1 protein-coding gene is annotated in these 258 nt (G+C 52.3%); it reads left to right on the top strand.

From position 1 onward, the window contains the following. Positions 1–90: 90 nt before the first annotated feature. On the top strand, positions 91–258 hold a 168-nt coding region (locus tag ACR9ZK_RS22485; protein ID WP_481344145.1), incomplete at its 3' end, for a carboxymuconolactone decarboxylase family protein.

Genomic DNA, 258 nt, shown 5'->3' with positions numbered 1-258 from the left:
GAACTGACCATGAAACCTGTTGATTTTACTCGCCCGCGTGAAGCTGCCCGCGCATTTACCCCTAAACTTTCCGACTTCGTTGAGTAACCGCTGTATTCCGATGTCTGGACAGATCCGGACCTGGCACCGCGCGACCGTAGTCTGATTACCATCGCCTGTCTTATTGCGCTGAATCACTTCAATGAACTACCGGCCCACTTGCGTCGCGGCATTGAAAACGGTCTGACCAAAACAGAAATTTCCGCCCTGATTACGCAC

The organism is Monashia sp. HAY1-5C (assembly GCF_056755255.1).
This window is presented reverse-complemented; position numbering and strand designations above follow the sequence as displayed.